Source organism: Rhizobium sp. CCGE531 (assembly GCF_003627795.1).
In the GTDB taxonomy this organism is placed as follows: Bacteria; Pseudomonadota; Alphaproteobacteria; order Rhizobiales; family Rhizobiaceae; genus Rhizobium.
On the sequence record NZ_CP032685.1, the window covers coordinates 283543 to 302439 of the forward strand.

Genomic DNA, 18897 nt, shown 5'->3' on the forward strand with positions numbered 1-18897 from the left:
AAATGAGCAACGAGCCCGTGAAAGTCGGCATCGTCGGCGCCGGCAATATCAGCGCCACCTACGTCGCAACCCTGCACATGTTCGATTTCATCCGCGTGAAGTCGGTCCACGATCTCTATGACGCATCGGCGCGCAAACTCGCTGAGCAGTTCGGCATCGAAGCCGTGGCACTCGACGCGATGCTCTCCGATCCGGAAATCGGCCTGATCATCAACCTGACGACGCCGGTCTCGCACTATGCCATCAGCAAGAAGGCGCTGCTTGCCGGCAAGCATGTCTATTCGGAAAAGCCGCTTGGCATCTCCATGATAGAGGCGGAGGAGCTGATGGCGATCGCGCGGGCAGGGAGCCTGCGGCTTGGCTGCGCTCCCGACACCTTCCTCGGCGGCGGGCACCAGCTGACGCGTCGGCTGCTCGACGAAGGGCGCATCGGCAAGACGATTTCCGCGACCGCCATGCTGTTGCTTCCCGGCCATGAGCACTGGCACCCCAATCCTGCCTTCTTCTACGGCCGCGGCGGCGGGCCGATGCTCGATGTCGGCCCCTATTACGTCACCAACCTGATCGCGCTGCTCGGCCCCGTACGCGAGGTCTTCGGCACGGCGAAGATCACCCGTATCGAACGCACAGTAAAGACGGATCCGCATCGCGGCGAAACGATCAAGGTCTTGGTGCCGACGCATCTGACGGGTGTGATGGAATTCCATAGCGGCGCGACTGTCACCATCGCCACCAGCTTCGACGTCATCAAGCACAGGCACAATCAGATCGAGCTTTACGGTTCCAAAGGCACCATGGTGACGCCAGATCCGAACAATTTCACCGGCAAGGTCGAGATATTCCGCGATGGTGACGATGCATGGCGGGAGATTCCGGTCGACCATCCCTATACGGAGGGCATGCCCGGCCATCTCGGCCTGCGCGGATTGGGCGCGGCTGAAATGGTGGATTCCCTTCGCTCGGGGCGCCCACATCGCGTATCGTCGGAGCTTGCCTTCCACGCATTGGAGGTCATGACCGCCTTCGAACGCTCCGCCCAGTCACGCGGCGTGGTTGCAATCCATAGCAGCTGCGGCCGTCCGGATCCGATAGCGCGCACAATTAATGAGGGACGTTTCGCATAAGCTGCGCTATAGAGTTGGAACGTGCAGCCCTTTCGGGCTGCGGGTTTGACGAAGGGGCAATGTCTGGGGAGGCATTGCGTACTTGCCGCGGGGAACGGAGGCCCGGCGGCATGGCTTTGGAGGATTGCAGAATTCGGCATCCGATATCGGGGGACGGCGGCTGAGCACAGGCGTTTGGAGAACGTTATCAAAGGAGGAGGAACATATGCGCAAGTTGATGATGGCATTGGTCGGCGCCACGGCGCTGGTCGCGGCGAGCGTGACCGGCGCTCTGGCGGAAGGCAAGAAAGCTGAAGTCCTGCATTGGTGGACCTCCGGTGGCGAAGCCGCCGCCGTGAAGGAACTGGCCAAGGCCTTCAACGCCGCCGGCGGCGAATGGGTGGATACCGCAATTGCCGGCTCCGGCTCGACCGCCCGTCCGATCGGCATCAACCGCATCATCGGCGGCAACCCGCCGACGGCCATGCAGTTCAACACCGGTACGCAGATGAACGAACTGGCCCAGCAAGGTCTGCTGCGGCCGCTCGACGATCTTGCCAAGGAACAGGATTGGAAATCCGTTCTGACGCCGGCCTTCTATCAGGCCATTCAATTTCAGGGCCATATCTACGGCGCGCCGATCAATGACCACGGCCAGAACTGGGTCTTCTATTCCAAGGCCGTCTTCACCAAGGCCGGCGTAACGGAAGAGCCGAAGACCTGGGACGAAATGTTTGCCGCACTCGACAAGATCAAGGCTGCCGGCCTGATCCCGGTTGCCGTCGGCGGGCAGCCCTGGCAGCTGCAGTCGATGTTCAACGCCATCCTTCTCGGCGAAGGCGGCAAGGATCTCTACGCCAAGGTCTGGAAGGACCTCGATACGGACGCGGTCAAGTCCGACAAGTTCAAGCACGTGGCGGAAGTCTTCGCCAAGCTGCGCAATTATCAGGACCCGGGCAGCCCGAACCGCGACTGGAACGTTGCAACCGGCATGCTGGTCGACGGCAAGGCCGGCATCCAGTTCATGGGCGACTGGGCCAAGGGTGAATTCATCCACGCCGGTCTCGTCGCCGACAAGGATTTCGGCTGCATCCTCGGGCCGGGCGAATCCAACTTCATGATGGGCGGCGACATCTTCGTCTTCCCGGGTCTGAAGGACAAGACCGCCACCGACGCCCAGACGCTGCTGGCAACGGTCATCATGTCGAAGGAAGGCCAGCTTGCCTTCAATTCCAAGAAGGGTTCCGTGCCGGTACGTCTCGACGTCGATACGTCCAAGCTCGATGCCTGCGCCCAGAAGGGCCTGACCGCGCTCAAGGATCCGAGCCGCCAGATTCTTGCACCGGATGTGCTCACGGCGCAGGACATCGTTCAGACGGAACAGGATTTGGTTGCCCAATATTGGACCACGCCCAGCATGACGACCGACCAGTTCGCCGCGCAGTTTGCACAGGTGATTGAACAGGCGAAGTAAGCCTCGATCGACATCCATGCGGCGGCAGGCAGCCCCTGCCGCCGGCTTCCATGAATGCTGAGGAGGAGCGCGCCATGAACACCCCAGACACGAGTGCCGCCGCTGTGTCAGCGGCTGTCGCGCCCGCGAGCGTCAGCCGCAGGAAGATGCATTTTTCGCCCTATGTGGCGCTGTTCCCGGCTTTTGCCATCGTGCTTCTCGCTTATGTCGTCACCGTCGTCTGGAATATCTGGATATCGTTCACGGACAGCAAGGTGCTGCCGGTCAACATCTTCGTCGGCGCGAAGCAGTATGACCGGCTGTTTTCGACGGCGCGCTGGCTGCTGTCGCTGCAGAATGTCGTCGTCTTCGGCGTGCTTTTCATCGCCGGCTGCCTGATCCTCGGCTTTCTACTGGCCGTCGCGCTCGATCAGAAGGTCCGCTTCGAAAATACCTTCCGGACGATCTTTCTCTATCCCTTCGCCATGTCCTTCATCGTCACCGGGCTGGTCTGGCAATGGATCATGAACCCGACGCTCGGCCTGCAGAAGGTTGCGGACAGCATCGGCTTCACCTGGTTCCGCTTCGACTGGATCGTCCAGAGCGATCTTGCCCTTTACGTCATTGTGCTTGCCGGCATCTGGCAATCGTCCGGCCTTGTCATGGCGATCATGCTGGCGGGCCTGCGCGGCGTCGACCGCGAATTGTGGAAGGCGACGCGCATCGACGGCGTACCGAGCTGGCGCGTCTATCTTCATATCGTCATCCCGATCCTCAGGCCGACGATCATCACCGCCAGCGTGCTTCTGGCGATCGCCGTGGTCAGGGTCTATGAACTCGTGCTGGCGACCACCGGCGGCGGTCCGGGGATATCGACCGAAGTGCCCGGGAAATTCATCATGGATTACCTCTTCGGGCGCGGCAATATCGGCCTTGCGACCGGGGCGTCGACGGTGATGTTCGTTACCGTGGTCATCCTGGTGACGCCCTGGCTCTACTATGAATATTTCCGTGAAAAGCCGAGGGGGAACTGATGACGACGCCATCTTCCGTCGCTGGTGCCATGCAGGGTCCAACCGGGCGCAAGCCGCAGCATCTGACCCCCGGTCGCATCGGCCTTTATCTCTTTCTCGTCATCGCGGCCCTGTTCTTCCTGCTGCCGCTTTATGTGATGCTTGTCACCTCGTTCAAATCCATGCCCGAGATCCGGCAGGGTAATATCTTCGCCTTCCCGCAGATGTGGACGGCGGATGCCTGGGTGCAGGCGTGGAGCACGGCCTGCACCGGGCTTGAATGCGGCGGCATCAGCGTCGGCTTCTGGAACTCTGTGAAGATCCTGATCCCGAGCATGATCCTGTCGATCCTGATCTCGTCGCTCACCGGCTACGCGCTGTCCTTCTGGCGGGTCAAAGGCGCAAACGTGCTCTTTGCCATCCTGCTGCTCGGCGCCTTCATCCCCTATCAGGTGTTCATCTATCCGCTGGTCTTGATCTATCGCGATATCGGCATCTATTCGACGCTGCCCTGCATCATCATCACCCACACGGTCTTCGGCCTGCCGGTTCTGACGCTCTTGTTTCGCAACTATTATTCCAGCTTGCCGATGGAGCTCTTCAAGGCGGCCCGCATCGACGGCGCCGGGCTTTGGCAGATCTTCTTCCGGCTGATGATCCCGATGTCGATCCCGATCCTGGTGGTGGCGGCGATTCTGCAGGTGACCGGCATCTGGAACGACTTCCTCTTCGGCGTCGTTTTCGCCGGCCGGGAAAACTTCCCCATGACGGTTCAGCTCAACAACATCGTCAACTCGACCCAGGGTGAGAAGCTCTACAACGTCAACATGGCGGCGACCATTCTCACCGCCCTGGTTCCGCTGATCGTCTATTTCGGCTCGGGTCGCTGGTTCGTGCGCGGCATCACCGCTGGTGCAGTCAAGGGATAGTTCATGGCCAATGTTTCCATTCGCGAACTCGCAATCGATTTCGGCAGCGTCAACGTCCTGAAATCGCTCAATCTCGAGATACAATCGGGCGAGTTCATCGTACTGCTCGGCCCCTCCGGCTGCGGCAAGTCGACCTTGCTCAATGCGATTGCCGGGTTGACCGATATTACTGACGGCCAGATCTGGATCGGCGACAGGAACGTCACCTGGGAGGAGCCGAAGGATCGCGGCATCGGCATGGTGTTCCAATCCTACGCGCTCTATCCGACGATGACGGTGGAGGGAAATCTCTCCTTCGGGCTGCGCATCGCCGGCATGGCGAAGGACGAGATTGCCCAGCGTGTCGACCGCGCCGTGCAGATCCTGCAGATCGATCCCCTGCGCAAGCGGCGGCCGGGCGAATTATCAGGCGGTCAGCGCCAGCGCGTCGCCATCGGTCGCGCCCTGGTGCGCGATGTCGATGTCTTCCTGTTCGACGAGCCCCTGTCCAACCTCGACGCCAAGCTTAGAACCGAATTGCGCGTCGAGCTGAAGCGCCTGCATAGCGGCCTTGGCTCCACCATGATCTATGTGACGCACGACCAGATCGAGGCGCTGACGCTTGCCGATCGTATCGCCGTCATGAGCGGCGGCGTCATCCAGCAATTCGGCACGCCGAAGGAAATCTACCGGCGTCCGGTCAATCGCTTCGTTGCCGGCTTCGTCGGTTCGCCCTCGATGAATTTCCTGTCTGGGCAGGTGACGAGCAATGGCGGCGTACCGGCCTTCACATTGCCCGATGGCCGCAAGATCGATCTTAGCGGCTATGGGTTTTCCGGCACGCCTGGCGAAGGCCGCAAGGCGACGCTCGGCGTTCGGCCCGAGCAGATGCAGTTCCAGCCGGCAGGCGGACGGGCCGCGAGCGTGCCGGCAACCTTCACCATCGTCGAGCCCATGGGCTCGGACAATCTGATCTGGGGCCAGGTCGGCAGCGAGACGCTGTCGGTGCGCATCGATGCCGACGAGGATGTCGCGCTCGATCGCGAGCAGCCGGTCTATTTCCAGCCGACGCTCGCGTCGCTGTTTGGCGAAGACGGGCAGCGTCTATAAAACCCAGCGTCTATAAAACATCGTGCCGCGCATTCGACGGAGCGCGGCACAATTTTCATGCCTTGACTTCAAAGACCATGTTGAACGGCGTTTCGGTCGCCTTGCGGAAATGCGAATAGCCAGCATCCATGGCAACCTTGCGCAACTTCAATTCTCCGGCTTGCGCGCCCAGACCCAGCCCGACTTCCTGCGACAGCGAGGCCGGCGTGCAGATCATCGTCGATGCGCCGTAGTAGACACGGCCGATGGGGTTGAGATTGTCCTTCAGGCAATCATGGGCAAAGGGCTCGACAATCATCCAGGTACCGTCGTCGGCAAGGCTTTCCTTGACATGTTTGCCGGCACCAACCGGATCGCCCATGTCATGCAGGCAATCGAACATCGCCACGAGATCGTAGCCGGCGGCCGGGAAATCCTTGGCGCTTGCCTGCTCGAACGTGATGCGTCCGTCGACGCCCGCTTCCTTCGCGGCAGCTTGCGCCCGTTCGATGGAGGGCAGATGATAATCGAAGCCGAAGAAGGTCGAGTTCGGATAGGCCTGTGCCATTAGGATGGTCGAGGCGCCGTGGCCACAGCCGACATCGGCAACGGCAGCGCCAGCCTGAAGCTTTTCATGCAGTCCGTCCAGCGCCGGTATCCATTCCGTAACGAGATGGCTGTTGTAGCCTGGCCGGAAGAACCGCTCCGTGCCGCGGAACAGGCAGGCGCTGTGCTCATGCCAGCCGAGGCCGCTGCCGGTCTTGAAGGCATTGGCGATCTTCGGCTCATCCATCCACATGGATTGAACCACGTCGAAGGCGCCGGTGAAGAAGGCGGGGCTATTTTCCTCCGCAAACACCATGGCCTGTTCCGGCGTCAGGTAGAAGCGCTCGGCCTCGTCGTCATAGCTGACGTAATCGGCCGCCGCCTGTGCCGACAGCCATTCGCGCACATAGCGCTCTTTTACGCCGACCTTGTCGGCAAGTTCCGCCGACGTCATCGGTGTTCCGTCCGCCATCGCCTTGAACAGACCCAGATGGTCCCCAAGTGTCACCAGCACACCCGAGACCGCCGCGCCGACATCGCCGACAAGACGCCCAACCAAGGCATCGAGTTTCTGCATATCAGGTTCGCGCATGACATCCTCCTCCCAGAATTGATGTAGCGTTCCGTCCGTTATATTCGGAAGCTTCAAAATACTCCTGGGCGCAGGGGTAAGCAATGGCGCAGCGTGGCAAAGTAATACTTGCCACGCTGATGGAGATATAGATTATTATTTTGATTTAATTGAGGTTTTCTATCGAAGACGCCGCGATTTCTCAGCCGGCGCGAGCCAGTTCTTTTTCCAAAATGGAAATAAAACGCGGATCATCCGCAGTTATATCCGGAGCAAAACGGGCGGCAACCTTGCCATCGCGGCCGATGAGGAATTTTTCGAAATTCCAGACGATGCCGCCGTCTTGTCCGGTTTCAAGGCCGTGTTTCGCCAGCCGTTCACGCATCGGTCCGTCTCCGATCGTCTCGCCGCCGGAAGCGATCAGGTTGTTATAGAGCGGATGGCGTTCCTCGCCGGTAACAGTGATTTTGGAGAACATCGGGAACTGCACATCGTAGGTCAGCGTGCAGAAGCTCAATATTTCGTCGTTGGTGCCTGGCTCCTGGCCTTTGAAGTCGTTTGCGGGGAAGCCGGCAATGACAAAGCCTTCGTCACGCTTGTCCTCGTAAAGCTTTTCCAATCCTTCGTACTGCACCGTCAGGCCGCATTTGGACGCGACGTTGACGACCATGATGACCTTGCCGCGATAGTCGGCAAGCGTCGTATCGCTGCCGTCGATCCTCTTTACCGGAATATCGAGCACGCTGTCTGTCATTTTATTCAACTCCAAAATGATTTGGATTTACCCTATAGTACGCTGCGATCCTAAAGTACACTACAATATCAATATGTTGCGTTGACGGACGGAGTGTCTCGGTCACGCGACGCCAGTCGGACTCCGTATCGGGTGGCACGCCTGGGATGTATCCCATCACCATCAGGCCATCGGCAGTCGAGATCGGCACCGGACAGATGTCAGCACCCGACTACGCGCAGAGATCTTGCCTTGAAAATCCTCTTGCATTTACGGGGGTGTCCACGGATGTTCAGAATCTCGCAAGGCTGCCTCTTCTTCAGATTCGCTCGTTAGCAAGAAACTGCCGAAATCGCTCGGATTTGGGATGCTTGAACAATTCCGCCGGCTCGCCCGTTTCTTCAATGACGCCCTTGTGAAGAAAAACGACTTTATTGGACACATCTCGCGCAAACGCCATTTCATGCGTGACGACCAGCATGGTTCGGCCTTCCTCGGCGAGGGAGCGCATCACTTTCAGGACCTCACCGACGAGCTCAGGGTCAAGCGCGGACGTCGGCTCATCAAAGAGCATCACCCTGGGCCGCTGCGCGAGAGCCCGGGCGATCGCAGCGCGTTGCTGCTGACCTCCAGATAGATGCGCTGGATAGAAGTTTCGCTTGTCGGCGATCCCGACCCGTTCGAGCAGCGCTTCTGCTTCCGCGATGCATTCGGCGCGGTCGCGTTTCTGAACGTGCACCGGCGCCTCGATTACATTCTCCAAAATGGTCATGTGTGACCAAAGATTGAAGCTCTGAAACACCATGCCGATGTGTTCGCGCAGCCGATCGACCTGCCTGCGGTCGGCGGGCTCGGTCTTATGGCGCCCCTTTTTCAGGGAGAACATCTCGCCGCCGATGCGTATCTCGCCACTGTCAGGCACCTCAAGCATATTGATGCATCGGAGCATCGTCGATTTTCCGGAGCCGGAAGAGCCCAGGATCGATATAACGTCGCCTTCGTGGGCTTCCAGCGAAACGCCTTTCAGAACCTCCAGCGGGCCGAAGCATTTTCTGAGGTCTTTGACCGAAACGGCAGCGCTCTTTTGTATGTTATCGCTGACCAAGACTGTTCCCCTGACGGACATGCGCACTCCCGTTAAGTGTTAGGGTGAGGCGGCATGCGCATATGTGGCGAAAGCCAAAATTCGACCACCATGAGCATACGCGCAACGACGAAATTGATCGCAAGGTAAATCGCCCCCGCGACGATGAAGATTTCGAAAGCCCGAAAGCTGTCCGCGATCAATTTTCCCGCGAGACCGGTGACTTCCATGATGGTGATGACAGAGGCAAGCGCCGTTGCCTTGACCATCAAGATGATCTCGTTGCCATAGGCAGGCAGCGCGTGCCTTATGGCAATCGGAAGAATGATCCGCCTGAACAATAGAATGCCCGACATGCCACAAGCGCGTGCGGCCTCAACCTGTTGCATGGAAACAGCCTGCAGGCCGCCTCGAAAGATTTCGCTACAGTAGGCGGCTGTATTCAGTGTCAGCGCCAACACGGCACACCAATAAGGCTCACGGAAGAACCACCATACACCGAGGTCCTGCAGCCCATGCCGGAATTGACCAAGGCCGTAGTAAATCAGGAACATCTGGACAAGGAGAGGTGAACCTCTGAACACGAAGACGTAGGCGCGGGTTATGGCTCGGCCGACGGTGCCGCCGATCACTGCAAAGAGCGCGATGGCTAGCGCCAGGATACTCCCCGCCAGGATGGATGTGACCGCAAGCTCGATGGTTAGCGGCAAGCCGGTCAGAAGAGTGAAGAACGTTTCCCTGATGAAGCTGATATCCATCACAAGGCCCTCCTTATCCCTTGAGCTGTTCGCGCTTCCATTCTCCTGAACAGAATCGAAGAGAACCAGGTGATGACGAGATAAAGGACGACCGCCGTCAGGTAGAATTCAAACGGGCGGCGTGTGGATCCGGCGGCGATTTGCGATTGTCGGAGGAGCTCGACAAGCCCCGTCACGGAGATCAATGCCGATTCCTTCAGTACAAGTTGCCAGGTGTTTCCAAGGCCCGGAATGGCGTATCGAAGCACGAGTGGTGCGATGATGCGCCTGAACTTGGGCCACGGCCGCATGCCAACGGCGCTGGCCGCTTCAATCTCGCCGCGCGCAACCGATCTGAAAGCGCCACGAAAGACCTCGGCCTGATAGGCCGCCGAGACAACGCCAAGTGCCAGGGTTCCGGTCAGGAAAGCCGGCATTCCGATAAATCCATGATAACCGAACAGGCCGCCGACAGATCCGAGCAGCGAGCTTCCGCCAAAATAGAAAAGGTAGATGATCAGAAGGTCCGGCACGCCGCGGAGAACCGTGGTGTAGCAGTCGGCAAGCCAACGAATGGCCATGTGCGGCGACAACTGCATGAAGGTAATAACCGAGCCGAGGACCGTTCCAGCCAGGAAGCCGCACACGGAAACGCCAATTGTCATGGCGGCGGCCGCCAGAAGGAGCGAACCCCAGCCTGTCTGTCCGACGCCGATGAGTGCCAGATAACTATCGATAAGCTCCATGCGTGAACCTCTTTGTGAAAGCTTGGCTTTGGCTCAGTCGGCAGTTCGCCGATGCGCCCAAATGCGCTGGAGCTTCGACATGTTCTTGAGCGAGCTTTGCACATGCGCGCGCGCTGCATTTGCAGCGGCCTCGCGGTCGCGTGCACAGATAGCGTCCGCAATTGCCCGATGCTCATCGAGATCCGTGTGCTCGAGATCGACCCAAAGAACCTCGAGCCACAGAGCCAAACGAAGCTGCTGATAAACTTGGTCGGTCACTCTTACGAGAGCCTCGTTGCGAGTCGATTCCACGATGACTCGATGGATATAAAGTCCAAGGTCGAGGTTACGGGCGGCGTCGGACGGCGCCTCATTGGTCGTCTCCTTAAGCTCCATCATCTGGGCGATTACGCTTCGAAGCCGATCGAGGTCTTCTTCAGTCGCCATCTCGCAGGCAAGCTGCGCCGCGCAAACATCGAGTGCCTCGCGGACAACCAGCAAATTGCAGAATTTGGTGACGTCCAGATCGGTGACCGTGTATCCGAGGTTTCGTTGTCCGACGATCAACCCTTCCTCTTCAAGCTTCATCAACGCTTCGCGCAACGGCGTTCGGCTGACGCCAAAGCGCTTCGCAAGTGTGTTTTCCGACAGGCGCTCGGAAGGGCGTAGTTGGCCGCTGAGGATCAGGTCCTTCAGCTGCGAGTATGTGCTCTCACGTAAAGAGCCTCGCTGTTCCGTTTTGGTCGATGCCAATCAATTCCCTTTCCATGTTTTCGCGCGTTCGGCGGGTCCTGCCGGTGGCACCATAACTTTTTCCCTCTTGCTTGATCAAGGAGAATACGATTATGTATACAATGTTGACCACAACAAGCAATGGCCTTTCGCCTGCATTTTGGAAGCGGCTTGAAATGTGGGTGCAAGACAAATGGAGGCCCGATGTCAGAGATTCTAAATCTGGAAGAACTGCGGGAGCGCTTTTCGAACGCTTCAGGCGGTGAGATGTTCGATCCGGAGTTCCGAAAGGTTGCCGAATTGGTCTTCGGGGATGGCGACAGCCGTCAGGCTCCTTATTGCGGCATACCAACGCTTCTGAAGGCTCCTTATCGTCCTGATGCGTCGCCCGATTTTGCGGGCATCGACATCGCGCTTTTCGGAATACCAATGGATCTTGGCGTGACGAACCGATCAGGCGCGCGGTTTGGGCCGCGAGCCGTTCGCAACGTCGATCGGGTCGGCCCTTATGAACATGTGTTGCGAGCCGTTCCGACCGCCCATGCGCGGGTCGCCGACGTAGGCGATGTTCCGTTCAGGAGCCGCTTTGATCTCGCCGCATCCCATGAGGATATCGAGCGATTTGTCCTCGACGTGGTCAAGGCGGGCGTTGTGCCTCTGGCGGTCGGTGGCGACCACTCGATCGGTCTTCCCATTCTCAGGGCTGTCGGCAAGGATCGACCGGTGGGGATGATCCATATCGATGCGCATTGCGACACCGGGGGTTCCTTTGAGGGGTGCAAATTCCATCATGGCGGCCCCTTCCGCCAGGCTGTTCTTGACGGTGTGCTGGATCCGCGGCGGACGGTTCAGATCGGCATTCGCGGAAATTCGGAATATCTATGGGAGTTCTCGTATGCGTCCGGCATGACCGTCATCCATGCGGAAGAGGTCGGCGACGTCGGCATAGGGGCCGTCATCGCAAGGGCGAGGGAAATCGTCGGCTCGGGTCCGACCTATGTCAGCTTCGACGTCGATTCCCTCGATCCAGCATTTGCGCCCGGTACGGGAACGCCTGAAGTCGGTGGACTGACCTCCGCCCAGGCACTGGGAATTCTGCGTGGTCTTGCAGGATTGAACATAGTTGGCGGCGACGTCGTTGAGATCGCTCCACAGTACGATCCGACAACGAACACAGCGCAAATCGCGGCGCAGGTTTTATTCGAACTCCTCTGCCTGACGGCGGAGGCAATCAAGATTCGCGCGTCCTAGCGGCTGAAGCTGGGCGTTGCGAAGGCTGCAACCGTCCTGTCCGCAAAAGGGCAGGGCGCAACAAAAAGGGGAATGCAACATGCAATTATCAAAACTCTTGCTGACATCAGTCTTACTGGGCGTCATCTCCGCTGGCGCTGCCACCGCAGAGACAAAGCCGACCGAAATCACCATTGCGACGGAAGGCGCATACGAACCGTGGAACTTCACCGGACCCGACGGCAAGCTTGCCGGGTTCGAGATCGATCTTGCCAACGACCTTTGCGCTCGCATGAAGATCAAGTGCACGATCGTCGCCCAAGATTGGGACGGTCTCATTCCGTCGCTCAATGCGAAAAAGTTCGATGCCATCATGGCCTCGATGATCGTTACCGATAAGCGTCTTGCCGTCATTTCGTTCAGCGAGCCCTATGCTCCGACTGCGGCGGCCTTCATGGTCGACAAGACCGGTCCGCTCGCAAATCTGCCCGGTACGGGGACCACGGTGGATCTTGCCGGAGACAAGGCGAAGGTCGAGCAGGAATTGCAGCCTCTTCGGGACGCCCTCAAAGGCAAGGCAGTCGGCGCCCAGGTATCGACGGCGAATGCTGCCTTCCTCGATACTTACTTCAAGGGCGTCGTCGATCCGAGGCAATACAAGACCGTCGAGCAGCATGATCTCGATCTCCAGGCCGGTCGCATCGACGCAGTCGTTGCGCAGAAGACATCACTGACCGCGACGCTCGGAAAGGATGACTTCAAGGACTACAAGATTGCCGGTCCGACCTTCAAGGGCGGGGTCTTCGGGCAGGGTATCGCAGCCGGACTTCGCAAGGAGGATACAGTCTTGAAGTCGATGTTCGATGCGGCGATCGAAGCGGCGAAAGCGGACGGCACGATCAACAAACTTGCCCAGAAATGGATCAAGACCAGTCTTGATTGATTAAGCGCTGACGTTCTCATTTCGACAAAAATGGCGGCCGGTGCACCCAAAGGCCTCACCGGCTGACCGGCAGAGCTCTGCCAACCAATCGCTATCGAAACACATAGGCTATTTGGAGAACCATTGTGACCATCCTTCTCAATTCCCTTGAAGCTCGGGACGCCGCGTTCGTTCTTCATCCCTACACCAACGCGTCGCAACATCTGAAGGACGGTCCGTTGGTGATTGCGAGGGGCGAGGGAATCCATATCGTCGATAGCGAAGGCAATAAATATATTGAAGGTCTTGGCGGGCTGTTTTGCGCGTCGCTCGGTTTTAGCGAGCAGCGTCTGGTGGATGCCGCAATTCGCCAAATGAAGGAACTGCCGTTCTATCATAGTTTCGGCGGCAAATCGCATGAGACGGCCATCGAGCTGGCCGACAGGCTCATCCAGCTTTCTCCGGTCCCGATGTCGAAGGTGTTCTTTGCCAATTCGGGTTCCGAGGCCAATGACACGGCTATGAAACTTGTCTGGTATTATCACAATGCGATCGGCATGCCGGAAAAGAAGAAGATTATCTCGCGTATGCGCGCCTACCACGGCGTGACCATCGCCTCGGCAAGCCTGACGGGCCTCCCCAACAATCACCGTGATTTCGATCTGCCGATCGACCGCGTGCTGCATACGGATTGCCCGGAATTCTATCGCTACGGCCAGCCGGGTGAGACGGAAGAGGAATTTGCCACACGCTGCGCGGAATCGCTTGAGAGGCTGATCCTTGCAGAAGGCCCGGAAACAATCGGTGCATTCTTCGCCGAACCGCTTATGGCATCGGGTGGCTGCATCGTTCCGCCGCCAACTTACTACGAGAAAATCCAGGCAATTCTGAAGAAATACGACGTGCTGCTGATCGCGGACGAGGTGATCTGCGGCTTTGGCAGGCTCGGGACGATGTTTGGTTCCGAAAGCTTCGGGCTGCAACCCGACATGATCGTGATGGCAAAGCAGCTTTCGGCAGCCTACCAGCCAATCTCAGCACTGATGATCAACGAAAAGATCCAGTCTGCGATCGTTTCCGAGAGCGAGAAAATCGGAACCTTCGGGCATGGCTTCACCTATAGCGGCCATCCGGTCGCCACGGCCGTCGCGCTGGAAACCCTCAAGATATACGAGGAACGAGACATAGTCGGCCATGTCCAGAACGTAGCGCCGTTGTTTCAGCGCCGGCTGCATGATCTCAGCGCGCATCCGCTCGTTGGCAATGCCCGTGGTCGGGGTCTGATCGGGACGCTTGAGCTCGTTCGCAACAAGGACACGAAGGAGGCGTTCAATCCAGCCCACGGGATCGCTATCCACGCCGGACGAAGAGCGCAGGTCCACGGCGTCATCACCCGGGCATTAGGCGACAATTACTCGCTGTGCCCGCCGCTGATCATCACCGAGGCGCAGATCAACGAGTTGTTCGACCGCTCCACCCGAGCGCTTGATGACACCTATGCCTGGGCCAGGGCGAATGGATTGTACTGAGGAAAGATTGAAGATGCGCAATTTTGAAACTCCGGGACGATCGATCGCCGTCGGGCGCAATGGGATGGCGGCGACATCCCATCCAATGGCCACGTTGACCGCAATCGAGATACTGAAGAGCGGCGGCAAGGCGATTGATGCTGCTGTCGGCGCTTGTGCAGTTCAATGTGTTGTCGAAGCGGGCTCTACCGGCGTGGGTGGTGACTGCTTTGCACTGCTGACGGCAAATGGCAACGACCAGGTCGTGGCCTATAACGGCTCGGGACGGACGCCTGCTGCGGCAAAATACGAATGGTACAAGGACAACGACATAACCACCATCGACCGGTCATCGCCCCATGCCGTGACAATTCCGGGCGCGGTGGATGCATGGACGCGCCTCGTCGCCGACCACGGCAGGATGCCGATCGCGGAGGTACTTGCTCCCGCAATCGCGCTGGCGCGGGACGGCTATGGGATCACACCGAGAGTGGCAGCCGACATTTCAAACCAGCGAGACTTGCTGCTACGTGATCCGTCGACCCGTCGCATCTTTTTGACCGACGATCAGGTTCCGGCTGTCGGATCGGTCCAACGTCAGCCTGAGCTTGCGCAGACGCTGGAAGCGATCGGGATCTCGGGCCGTGACGGGTTCTATCGCGGTCCAGTCGCCGAGGACATGCTGGCCAAGCTGAGGTCGCTGGGCGGCTTGCATACCGCAGAGGACTTTGCCTCCGCCGCCGGTGAATATGTGAAACCAATCAGTGCTACCTACCGAGGATGGACCGTCCACGAATGCCCGCCCAACGGTCAGGGCATCATCGCGCTCATGATCCTCAGGATTCTGGAGCGATTTGAGCGCAAAGGCGATCCGCTGAGCGTCGATAACCTGCACATTGAGGTGGAGGCAACGAGGCTTGCCTATGCGGCACGCGATCGATGGTTGGCAGAGACGGAGACGTCGGCTGTCCCGGTTGAACACCTTTTGTCCGACCGGTTCATTGACAATCTTGCCGCCAAAATAGATCTGCAAAAAGCGGTTGATGCCGGAGCGAGCATCGGCGGTGTCGAGCATTCGGATACTGTTTACATTTCGGTGGTCGATAAGGACCGAAATGTCGCGAGCTTCATCAATTCGATCTTCCATCCTTACGGAAGCGGCCTGATGGCTCCGAAGTCCGGCGTCTTGTTTCATAATCGCGGTCAGAGCTTCGTGGTGGAGGATGGTCATCCGAACGCGATAGGCCCACGCAAAAGGCCGATGCACACAATCATCCCGGGGCTGGTGACGCGCGCTGGAAAATCCGTGCTTTCATTCGGCGTCATGGGAGGCCATTACCAGGCGATGGGTCACGCCCACTTCCTTTCCAAGCTTTTCGACTACGATCTGGATATTCAAAGTGCAATCGATCTTCCGCGTCTGTTCCCGCTTCCGGGCACGGCCACGGTCGAGATGGAGGCGCTGCTTCGCGCGACGATCGGCGACGATCTGGAAGCTCGCGGTTTTAAGGCTGTCGCTCCGAAATGGGCGATCGGCGGGGCGCAGGCGATCTGGATCGATGATCAAAATAACACCTTGTTGGGCGCTTCCGATCACAGAAAAGACGGTTGTGCCCTCGGTTACTGACAAAAGGATTGAAATTGATATGTCGGAATATGCGAGCACAAAACTTCATATCAACGGTGTTTGGCGTGATGGCTCAAACGAGCCGCTATCGATCATAAATCCTGCCTCTGGCGAGGTCATTGGCAGCGTCTCAAACGCCAGCAGCCATGATCTGGACGAAGCGCTTGCCGCAGCTGCGACAGGGTTCGAACAATGGCGTGGGGTCAGCGCATTGGAGCGCGCGAAACTTCTTCGCAAGGCGGCTGAAATTCTGCGTGGCCGTTCGGGTGCGGTCGCCAGGACGATGACGCTGGAACAGGGCAAGCCGTTGGCCGAGTCGTTAGCGGAAACCTTGAGCGCTGCCGACATTATCGATTGGTTTGCGGAGGAAGCTCGTCGCGCCTATGGCCGTCTAATCCCTCCAAGAGCGATGAATGTCAGGCAGATGGTCGTAAAGGAGCCAGTTGGCCCGGTGGCCGCCTTCAGCCCCTGGAATTTCCCATTGAATCAGGCGGTGCGCAAAATATCGGCAGCTCTTGCGGCGGGCTGTTCGATTATCTTGAAGGGACCCGAGGAAACTCCGGCGAGTTGCGCCGAACTTGTTCGTGCATTCGTTGAGGCAGGTTTGCCAGCTGGCGTTCTCAATCTTGTCTTTGGCGTGCCGGCCGATATCTCGAACTATCTAATTCCGCACGCGGTGATCCGCAAAATCTCCTTCACGGGATCGACGACGGTCGGGAAAGAGCTCGCCGCGCTTGCGGGTGCCCACATGAAGCGCGTGACGATGGAGCTGGGCGGCCACGCGCCAGCCATTGTGTTTGATGATGCGGATGTCGATCTGGCGATTCGACTGTTGAGCGCCGCAAAATTTCGAAACGCCGGACAAGTCTGCGTGGCGCCAACACGGTTTCTTGTTCAGCGGGGCGTTTATGAGAAATTTCTGGAAGGCTTTGTGAAGGCGGCCGAAGCGATAAAGGTGGGCGACGGTTTGATGGATGGCGTGAACATGGGCCCGCTTGCCAACGCCCGTCGCGTCGAGGCTATGGAGGCCTTGACAGCGGACGCCGTGTCTCATGGAGCAAGCATTGCGACCGGCGGCAACAGGCTCGGAAATCGAGGAAATTTCTTTCAGCCCACTATTCTCACGGATGTTCCGAGCGATGCGCGGGTCTTGAATGAGGAGCCTTTTGGGCCAATGGCGCTGGTCAGTGCATTTGCGGACTATGGTTCTGCTGTTGCCGAGGCGAACCGTCTACCATATGGACTGGCTGCCTATGCCTATACAACATCTGCAAAGACAAGCGCCGCGCTCGCCCGCGACATAGAAAGTGGGATGCTTTCTATCAATCACCACGGACTGGCGCTTCCGGAGCTGCCGTTCGGCGGCATCAAGGATTCGGGTTACGGCTCGGAAGGCGGGACGGAGGCAATGGAAAGTTACTTCAATACAAAGCTTGTGACGGAAGCGACATGATTCCGAGCGTTTCATTGAGATAGACGCAATTCGAGTTCGGCGTCTTGATGAAGGTTGGCGCTGACATGGCGAGCTTGGTGTGTCGTCATTGAAGGACGAGGAGCCGAGCCTTGAGCACCGTCAATTTAACGCAGCGTGGATTTCGATGCGAGATGAAAGGCTATGACGAACCGTGATCCGCTTTATCGCCGCCATCGTTTTCCGGCTGAGATCATTGCCCACGCTGCGTGGCTCTATTTCCGTCTTCTCCTCAGCCTGCGAATGGTCGAGGATTTGCTGGCTGCCCTTGGGTGACATGGGGCCGTCGGGCTTGTTGAGATCGCCAGCCATCTCAGCCGCGGACGAGAGTTGGTGAACGATTCCTACGCCTCGACGGCGCTCTCGACGATATCGATCGGATCACCCCTCCCGCTTCGCCTGATGGCTTGCGGTGGCTGTCCGAAGGCGCGTAGGAAGGCTCGCCGCATGCGATCCCGATCGGCGAATCCCGTCTGGCGCGCGATGATGTCGATCGGGTGGCGGCTCTGTTCCATCATCAGCCGTGCCGCTTCGACCCGCAGGCGCTCGACGATTTTGGCGGGCGGCTGTCCGGTCTCGGCTAGAAATGCCCGGCTGAATTGGCGTGGGCTGAGGCTTGCCACCTTGGCCAGTTGCGTGACTGAGAGTTCCGTTTGAAGGTTGCGCCGCGCATAGGTCAGCGCGCGCTGAATACGGTCTGACTTCGGCGTGAGGTCGAGAAGCTCGGAAAACTGCGACTGGCCTCCGGGTCGTCGGTGGTAGACGACCAGCTTGCGTGCGACCGCGCGTGCGATTTCCACGCCATGATCCTGCTCCACCAGAGCGATTGCCAGATCGATCGCGGCGCTTGCGCCCGCAGACGTCCATATCGGGCCGTCCACAATGAAGATGCGGTCTTCCTCAACCTTGATCGCCGGAAAGCGAGCGGCCAGCTCGCGTGCATAGAACCAATGCGTCGTCGCCCGCTTGCCATCGAGGAGCCCGGCCTCGGCAAGGACAAAAGCGCCGGTGCAGGTCGAAACCACGCGGCGGTGGCGACTGGTCGCATCTCGCAAATGTTCGATGAGCTCGGGCGGTGGCGGAACGATCGTCGGGCCTCCAGCAATCATCAGTGTGTCGAAGCTCTGCTCGCGCAGCTCGATCGTATCGATGCCGACCCCGATTGAACTTCGGACCAGTCCACCAGTCATCGAGACGGTCACGACGTCGTAGGCCGGTTCCGGTAAGGTGCGGTTGGCGAATTCAAATGCCGACAGAGCACCCAGAGAGAGCATGTGAAAGCTTGGATAGACCAGGAAGCCGATGGTTTGCATCGTTCTCACCATGAATGTCTTAAATCGCCGTATATATGACATTTGTGTCGTGACCATGCAACCCCACATCCATTTTGCAAACGTGCAGGTCAATCGAAATCAAGCCGGCACGTCCTCATAGAAAAGGATTGA

The 18897-nt window shown here is 58.6% G+C and carries 17 protein-coding genes and 1 pseudogene; 11 read left to right on the forward strand and 7 right to left on the reverse strand.

The window, feature by feature from the left end:
- The first annotated feature begins 2 nt into the window (after positions 1–2).
- The 5 genes from CCGE531_RS20840 (at position 3) to ugpC (ending at position 5587) form a co-directional block, all read left to right on the forward strand.
- Positions 3–1124: a Gfo/Idh/MocA family oxidoreductase gene (locus CCGE531_RS20840; protein ID WP_120667410.1), complete on the forward strand. Its 1122-nt coding sequence runs from the start codon at positions 3–5 to the stop codon at positions 1122–1124.
- A 205-nt stretch (positions 1125–1329) separates the two neighbouring features.
- A complete protein-coding gene (locus CCGE531_RS20845) occupies positions 1330–2577 on the forward strand; it encodes an ABC transporter substrate-binding protein (RefSeq protein WP_245459341.1) in 1248 nt (415 codons plus the stop codon).
- 74 nt (positions 2578–2651) lie between these two features.
- Positions 2652–3590: a sugar ABC transporter permease gene (locus tag CCGE531_RS20850; RefSeq protein ID WP_120667412.1), complete on the forward strand. Its 939-nt coding sequence runs from the start codon at positions 2652–2654 to the stop codon at positions 3588–3590.
- 29 nt (positions 3591–3619) lie between these two features.
- Entirely contained in the window at positions 3620–4498 is an 879-nt protein-coding gene (locus tag CCGE531_RS20855; RefSeq protein WP_245459407.1) for a carbohydrate ABC transporter permease, read from the forward strand.
- Between the two features lie 3 nt (positions 4499–4501).
- Positions 4502–5587: a sn-glycerol-3-phosphate ABC transporter ATP-binding protein UgpC gene (ugpC, locus tag CCGE531_RS20860; RefSeq protein ID WP_120667415.1), complete on the forward strand. Its 1086-nt coding sequence runs from the start codon at positions 4502–4504 to the stop codon at positions 5585–5587.
- A gap of 55 nt (positions 5588–5642) precedes the next feature.
- Here the strand turns inward: ugpC and CCGE531_RS20865 are convergent, their stop codons facing one another.
- The 6 genes from CCGE531_RS20865 to CCGE531_RS20895 form a co-directional block, all read right to left on the reverse strand.
- Positions 5643–6704, reverse strand: a complete 1062-nt coding sequence (locus CCGE531_RS20865) for a class I SAM-dependent methyltransferase (RefSeq protein WP_120667417.1) — start codon at positions 6702–6704, stop codon at positions 5643–5645.
- A gap of 181 nt (positions 6705–6885) precedes the next feature.
- Positions 6886–7437, reverse strand: coding sequence for a glutathione peroxidase (locus CCGE531_RS20870; protein ID WP_120667419.1), 552 nt, complete (start codon positions 7435–7437; stop codon positions 6886–6888).
- 298 nt (positions 7438–7735) lie between these two features.
- Positions 7736–8542: an ATP-binding cassette domain-containing protein gene (locus CCGE531_RS20880; protein ID WP_120667421.1), complete on the reverse strand. Its 807-nt coding sequence runs from the start codon at positions 8540–8542 to the stop codon at positions 7736–7738.
- An 11-nt stretch (positions 8543–8553) separates the two neighbouring features.
- Positions 8554–9258, reverse strand: a complete 705-nt coding sequence (locus CCGE531_RS20885; protein WP_120667423.1) for an ABC transporter permease — start codon at positions 9256–9258, stop codon at positions 8554–8556.
- Positions 9258–9983, reverse strand: a complete 726-nt coding sequence (locus tag CCGE531_RS20890; RefSeq protein ID WP_120667425.1) for an ABC transporter permease subunit — start codon at positions 9981–9983, stop codon at positions 9258–9260. Before CCGE531_RS20890 ends, CCGE531_RS20885 begins: the two co-directional genes overlap by 1 nt.
- A 33-nt stretch (positions 9984–10016) precedes the next feature.
- On the reverse strand, positions 10017–10715 hold the full coding sequence (locus CCGE531_RS20895) for a GntR family transcriptional regulator (RefSeq protein ID WP_120667427.1): 699 nt from the start codon (positions 10713–10715) through the stop codon (positions 10017–10019).
- Between the two features lie 183 nt (positions 10716–10898).
- Between CCGE531_RS20895 and speB the strand changes: the two genes are divergently transcribed.
- The 6 genes and pseudogenes from speB to CCGE531_RS20925 all read left to right on the forward strand — a co-directional run.
- The gene (gene speB, locus CCGE531_RS20900) at positions 10899–11945 is read left to right on the forward strand and encodes an agmatinase (protein ID WP_120667429.1); all 1047 of its coding nucleotides are present in this window, start codon (positions 10899–10901) and stop codon (positions 11943–11945) included.
- Positions 11946–12024: 79 nt separating this feature from the next.
- Entirely contained in the window at positions 12025–12867 is an 843-nt protein-coding gene (locus tag CCGE531_RS20905) for a lysine/arginine/ornithine ABC transporter substrate-binding protein (protein WP_120667431.1), read from the forward strand.
- A 125-nt stretch (positions 12868–12992) separates the two neighbouring features.
- Positions 12993–14375: an aspartate aminotransferase family protein gene (locus CCGE531_RS20910; RefSeq protein ID WP_120667433.1), complete on the forward strand. Its 1383-nt coding sequence runs from the start codon at positions 12993–12995 to the stop codon at positions 14373–14375.
- Between the two features lie 13 nt (positions 14376–14388).
- The gene (gene ggt, locus CCGE531_RS20915) at positions 14389–15981 is read left to right on the forward strand and encodes a gamma-glutamyltransferase (RefSeq protein ID WP_120667435.1); all 1593 of its coding nucleotides are present in this window, start codon (positions 14389–14391) and stop codon (positions 15979–15981) included.
- Positions 15982–16000: 19 nt separating this feature from the next.
- Positions 16001–17434 carry an NAD-dependent succinate-semialdehyde dehydrogenase gene (locus CCGE531_RS20920; protein ID WP_120667437.1) on the forward strand — a complete coding sequence of 478 codons (1434 nt, stop codon included), beginning with the start codon at positions 16001–16003 and terminating at the stop codon, positions 17432–17434.
- 162 nt (positions 17435–17596) lie between these two features.
- Positions 17597–17716, forward strand: a pseudogene (locus CCGE531_RS20925) (IS6 family transposase); the annotation flags it as partial.
- Positions 17717–17796: 80 nt separating this feature from the next.
- Here the strand turns inward: CCGE531_RS20925 and CCGE531_RS20930 are convergent.
- Entirely contained in the window at positions 17797–18765 is a 969-nt protein-coding gene (locus CCGE531_RS20930) for a GlxA family transcriptional regulator (RefSeq protein WP_120667439.1), read from the reverse strand.
- Between the last annotated feature and the right edge of the window lie 132 nt (positions 18766–18897).